The 4,951-nt window shown below is 62.5% G+C and carries 4 protein-coding genes and 5 tRNA genes; 8 read left to right on the top strand and 1 reads right to left on the bottom strand.

The window, feature by feature from the left end; all coding sequences use genetic code 11:
• Positions 1 to 642, bottom strand: a 642-nt coding sequence (locus VF497_RS14285) for an SDR family NAD(P)-dependent oxidoreductase (RefSeq protein ID WP_330889865.1), incomplete at its 3' end; no start/stop codon positions are given.
• 100 nt (positions 643 to 742) lie between these two features.
• Here VF497_RS14285 and VF497_RS14290 point away from each other — a divergent pair.
• The 8 genes from VF497_RS14290 to clpX form a co-directional block, all read left to right on the top strand.
• A tRNA-Pro gene (locus tag VF497_RS14290) sits at positions 743 to 819 on the top strand.
• A gap of 116 nt (positions 820 to 935) precedes the next feature.
• Positions 936 to 1,012 (top strand) — tRNA-Arg (locus VF497_RS14295).
• 68 nt (positions 1,013 to 1,080) lie between these two features.
• Positions 1,081 to 1,157: transfer RNA gene (locus VF497_RS14300), tRNA-His, on the top strand.
• Positions 1,158 to 1,172: 15 nt separating this feature from the next.
• Positions 1,173 to 1,248, top strand: a tRNA-Lys gene (locus VF497_RS14305).
• Positions 1,249 to 1,388: 140 nt separating this feature from the next.
• Positions 1,389 to 1,473 (top strand) — tRNA-Leu (locus VF497_RS14310).
• A 111-nt stretch (positions 1,474 to 1,584) separates the two neighbouring features.
• Positions 1,585 to 2,889, top strand: a complete 1,305-nt coding sequence (tig, locus tag VF497_RS14315; protein WP_330889867.1) for a trigger factor — start codon at positions 1,585 to 1,587, stop codon at positions 2,887 to 2,889.
• 49 nt (positions 2,890 to 2,938) lie between these two features.
• On the top strand, positions 2,939 to 3,574 hold the full coding sequence (gene clpP, locus VF497_RS14320; protein WP_330889869.1) for an ATP-dependent Clp endopeptidase proteolytic subunit ClpP: 636 nt from the start codon (positions 2,939 to 2,941) through the stop codon (positions 3,572 to 3,574).
• Positions 3,575 to 3,724: 150 nt separating this feature from the next.
• Positions 3,725 to 4,951 (top strand): ATP-dependent Clp protease ATP-binding subunit ClpX (clpX, locus tag VF497_RS14325; protein ID WP_330889871.1); only part of this gene is annotated, 1,227 nt, incomplete at its 3' end.

Consider the following 4,951-nt stretch of genomic DNA (forward strand, 5'->3'; position numbering starts at 1 on the left):
GGCGCGGTTGGCCGGCGTGTCGATGATACTCGGCAGGATGGCGTTGACCGTCACGCCGCTGCCGGCGAGCTCCTCTGCAAGTGCTTCCGTTAAGCGATGAACGCCCGATTTGGAGGCAGCATAGGCGCCCATGCCCGCGCCGGCCTTGATCGCGCCCGCTGCGCCGATGTTGACGATGCGGCCCGCCTTGCTCTGCGCCAGCAGGGGCAAGGCGGCCATACTCGCGGCGACGGCCGTGCGCAGGTTGACGTTGAACAGCAGGTCCCAGGTCGCGAGTTTGCCCCCTTCGAGTTTCTCCCAGCGGAACGTGCCGGCGACGTTGATCAGCGCATCAAGCCCGCCAAGCTTTTCGCCGATCGTGGTGAAGGCCTTTTCCGTCGCTTCGGCCGAGGACAGGTCGACACCGCCGAACTCGTGCAGGTTTTTCGAATCCATGGCAGCAACCGGAGCATGATCGATCGCCGCGACCGTGGCGCCCGCGTCGAGTGCCGCGCTTACGATTGCGCTGCCGAGGCTGCCCGCCGCGCCGGTGACTGCGATCCGCTTGCCCTGAAGATTCATCGTCTCGCTCCGAATTTGCAAAGGGGCAACGATGCTAGCGCAGCGCTGGAGCCAGTGCCACGCGCGCTTTCGTCGCACCATCGCGCGCTGCGTTCCATCTGCGAAAGGCGCATGCGTTGACGGGATGCCAGCGCGCTCTTACCATGCACGCCCGCGCAAGGCTGTATGCTGTGCGGAATGTCGGGGCATAGCTCAGCCTGGTAGAGCGCCAGCTTTGGGAGCTGGATGTCGAGAGTTCGAATCCCTCTGCCCCGACCACTGATACAGTTAGAAAAGCGCCGCTCGCGGCGATTTTCTTCGATTTATCTCTGCTCTTGATTTCCAATATCTGGATTTCGAAAGCACGCGAGGATCGTGCGTTACACTACCCGGATGCGCCCGTAGCTCAACCGGATAGAGCACGGACCTTCTAAGTCCGGGGTTGGGGGTTCGATTCCCTCCGGGCGCGCCAATGCAGGAAGTTGAAGAGGGGCTGTTGTAAATCGACCCGCAAAATGAGCTACAATCACCGGCTCGGTGGTGGGTGTAGCTCAGTTGGTTAGAGTACCGGATTGTGATTCCGGTTGTCGTGGGTTCGAGTCCCATCATCCACCCCAGTTTCACCTCAAAGTGGGCCGTTAGCTCAGTTGGTAGAGCAGGAGACTCTTAATCTCTTGGTCCTAGGTTCGAGTCCTAGACGGCCCACCACTTTCCCCCTCGCAGCGAATCGGCGATCATAGGCGCCGTCCGCGATACGCGCTTCGGCTTCGGCCCCAAACCTCCGAACATGCTGGCGAAGACCGAGCCAACGGCCTTCGCGGCTCGCGCGATCATTGGATAGAAGCCGGGCGAACGTGGCGGAACTGGTAGACGCACTGGATTTAGGTTCCAGCGGGGCAACCCGTGAGAGTTCGAGTCTCTCCGTTCGCACCACATATAAAGTTTTGATCGCGTAAGCGATCAAGCGATTTATCTTTTACTGTCTCGCCTGCGCCCAGCGCGCAAGCGATATAATTTCCAATTCAAGAATTTCAGGTGCCAAGCATGCAAGTCTCCGTCGAAAACCTGGGCAAACTCGAACGCAAGCTCACTGTCCGCGTTCCCGCCGACCAATACGAATCGCAGGTCAAGGCACGCCTTGCCGAAGTGGCGCGCAGCGTGCGCCTGAAAGGCTTTCGTCCCGGCAAGATTCCGCCCAAGGTGATCGAACAGCGTTTCGGCTCGCAGGTGCGCGGCGAGGCGATTTCCGAGCTGATCCGCAACAGCTTCAACGAAGCGGTCGGCAAGGAGAATCTGCGCCCGGCGATGTCACCCGAGATCGACACCACCGGCGTGCCCACTGACGGCCAGATCGAATACACGGCCAAGTTCGAAGTGCTGCCTGAAATCGGCACGATCGACGTCAGCCAGCTCGAAATCACCAAATCCAGCGCCAGCGTCAGCGATGCCGACGTCGACGCCATGATCGAGACCCTGCGCGCGCAGCGCCGCGACTGGGCGCCGGTCGAGCGCGCCGCGCAGCCCGGCGACATGGCCCTGTTCGAATACTCGGCACAGGGCTCGGACGCGAGCGGCGGCTTCCGCCATCCGGCCGAAGGCGCCGACCGCGTCGGCACGATCATCGGCTCGGGCGCGATGACGACCGGCATCGAAGACGCGCTGATCGGCCGCGCCACCGGAGACACGGTGAACGCCGAGGTCGATTTCCCCGCCGACTTCCGCGAGCCGACGCTGGCCAGCCGCCGCGCCCAGGTCGAGGCCAAGCTGATCCGCCTGCAGGAATCGAAGCTGCCAGAGGTCGACGAGACCTTCATCCGCGCCTTCGGCATCGCCGACGGCGGCGTCGAGAAATTCCGCAGCGACGTGCGTGCGAACCTCGAACGCGAATTCAAGGGCATGCTTTCGGCGCGTTTGAAGAACGAAGTCGTCAGCAAACTCGTCGATGCGTATCCGCAGATCGATCTGCCGCAGGGCATGATCGACCGCGAGGCGCAGTTGCTCGCCCAGCAGGCGCAGGAGCAGGCCAAACAGCAGGGTCAGATCGCACCGGGCCCGGAAGCCTTCACGGAAATCGCGCGCCGCCGCGTTGCCGCCGGTGTGCTCGTCGGCGAGCTGGCGCGTGCGAACAACATCCGTCTCGACAACCGCCGCGTAGCTGAAACCCTGGCCTCGTTCGCGTCGACTTACGAGGAACCGGAGCGCGTGGTTGAACTTTACCAGCGTGACCCCCAACTCATGGGCGGACTGCAGAGCCGCGTGATGGAAGATCAGGTCGCCGACTGGATCGCCGATCACGCCAAGGTCACCGAGCAGACGCTGAGCTTCGGCGAGGCGATGCGTCCGACCTGATCCGCTGCAGAAAAAGTCGTTTGACGCAGAACACGTTTCGGAGAATCGCATGACCGCCAGCCACGAACCCACCCGCAGCCTCAATCTCGTGCCGATGGTGGTCGAACAGACCTCGCGCGGCGAGCGCGCGTACGACATCTACTCGCGCCTGCTCAAGGAGCGCGTGGTGTTCTGCGTCGGCCCGATCGACGACTACATGGCCAACGTCATCGTCGCCCAGTTGCTGTTTCTCGAGTCGGAAAATCCCGAAAAGGACATCAATCTATACATCAATAGCCCCGGCGGTGTGGTCACGGCTGGCATGGCGATCTACGACACGATGCAATACATCCGCTGCGACGTCAGCACGATGTGTGTCGGCCAGGCGTGCAGCGCAGCTTCGCTGCTGCTGACCGCCGGCGCCAAGGGCAAGCGCCTGGCGCTGCCGAACTCGCGCATCATGATTCACCAGCCCTCGGGCGGTGCGCAGGGCCAGGCGACCGACATCGAGATCCAGGCGCGCGAGATCCTCTACCTGCGCAACCGCCTGAACAATATCTACGTCAAGCACACCGGCCAGGCACTCGAGCAGATCGAGCGCGACATGGAGCGCGATCGCTTCATGAGCGCGGAAGACGCCAAGGCATACGGCCTTATCGACTCGGTGCTCGAATCGCGTCCGGTCGAGTCGATCAAGACGGCCTAAGCGCCCGTCGCCGTTGACGAAAACCTGGTGCGGGAGCGCGATTACCGCTCCCGCCAGCACAAATCCGAATCCGCTGGATTGCCTAGCAATCCGGCCAGCCTATGCTATTCTTTCAACTGACATTTCTTTGTAAAGGAACCGGGGCCCGGCATGAGTGACGATCGACAGAGCCGCTCTGGCGACAACAACAAGATTCTGTACTGCTCGTTCTGCGGCAAGAGCCAACACGAGGTCCGCAAGCTGATCGCGGGCCCGAGCGTGTTCATCTGCGACGAATGCGTCGAGCTGTGCAACGACATCATCCGCGAGGAACTCGAGGAAAAGGCCACCGGCGCGCGCAGCCACCTGCCCAAGCCCAAGGAAATCCTCGACGTTCTCGAGCAGTACGTGATCGGGCAGACGCGCGCGAAGAAGACGCTCGCCGTCGCCGTCTACAACCACTACAAGCGCATGGAATCGCGCAAGGCCAACGACGAGGTCGAGCTGGCCAAATCGAACATCCTGCTGATCGGCCCGACCGGTTCGGGCAAGACGCTGCTCGCGGAAACGCTCGCGCGCCTGCTCAACGTGCCGTTCACGATCGCCGACGCGACGACGCTGACCGAAGCCGGCTACGTCGGCGAGGACGTCGAGAACATCATCCAGAAGCTGCTGCAGAAGTGCGACTACGACGTCGAGAAGGCGCAGACCGGCATCGTCTACATCGACGAGATCGACAAGATTTCGCGCAAGAGCGAGAACCCGTCGATCACGCGCGACGTGTCGGGCGAAGGCGTGCAGCAGGCGCTGCTCAAGCTCATCGAGGGCACGATCGCCTCGGTGCCGCCGCAGGGCGGGCGCAAGCATCCGCAGCAGGAATTCCTCCAGGTCGACACCAAGAACATCCTGTTCATCTGCGGCGGCGCGTTCGCGGGCCTGGAGAAGGTGATCCAACAGCGTTCGGAATCGACCGGCATCGGCTTCGGCGCCGAGATCCGCAGCAAGTCCAAGCATACGAACGTCGGCAAGGTGCTCGCAGATGTCGAGCCCGAGGATCTGGTCAAGTTCGGCCTGATCCCGGAATTCGTCGGCCGCCTGCCGGTCGTGGCGACGCTCGAAGAGCTCGACGAAGCGGCGCTGGTGAAGATCCTCACCGAGCCGAAGAACGCGATCGTCAAGCAATTCAAGCGCATGTTCGAGATCGAAGGCACCGAACTCGAATTCCGCCCCGACGCGCTGCTCGCCGTGGCGCGCAAGGCACTCAAGCGCAAGACCGGCGCGCGCGGTCTGCGCACGATCATCGAGTCGGTGCTGCTCGAGACCATGTACGAGCTGCCTTCGCTTGAGCACGTCAGCAAGGTCGTCGTCGACGTAGCGGTGATCAACGGCAACGCCGAG

Origin of the sequence: Rudaea sp. (assembly GCF_036383415.1) — a bacterium.
Taxonomy (GTDB): domain Bacteria; phylum Pseudomonadota; class Gammaproteobacteria; order Xanthomonadales; family Rhodanobacteraceae; genus Rudaea.

Coding starts and splice junctions, on each gene's coding strand:
- tig (WP_330889867.1), top strand. CDS start 1,585: ATGCAAGTCTCCGTCGAAAACCTGGGCAAACTCGAACGCAAGCTCACT.
- clpP (WP_330889869.1), top strand. CDS start 2,939: ATGACCGCCAGCCACGAACCCACCCGCAGCCTCAATCTCGTGCCGATG.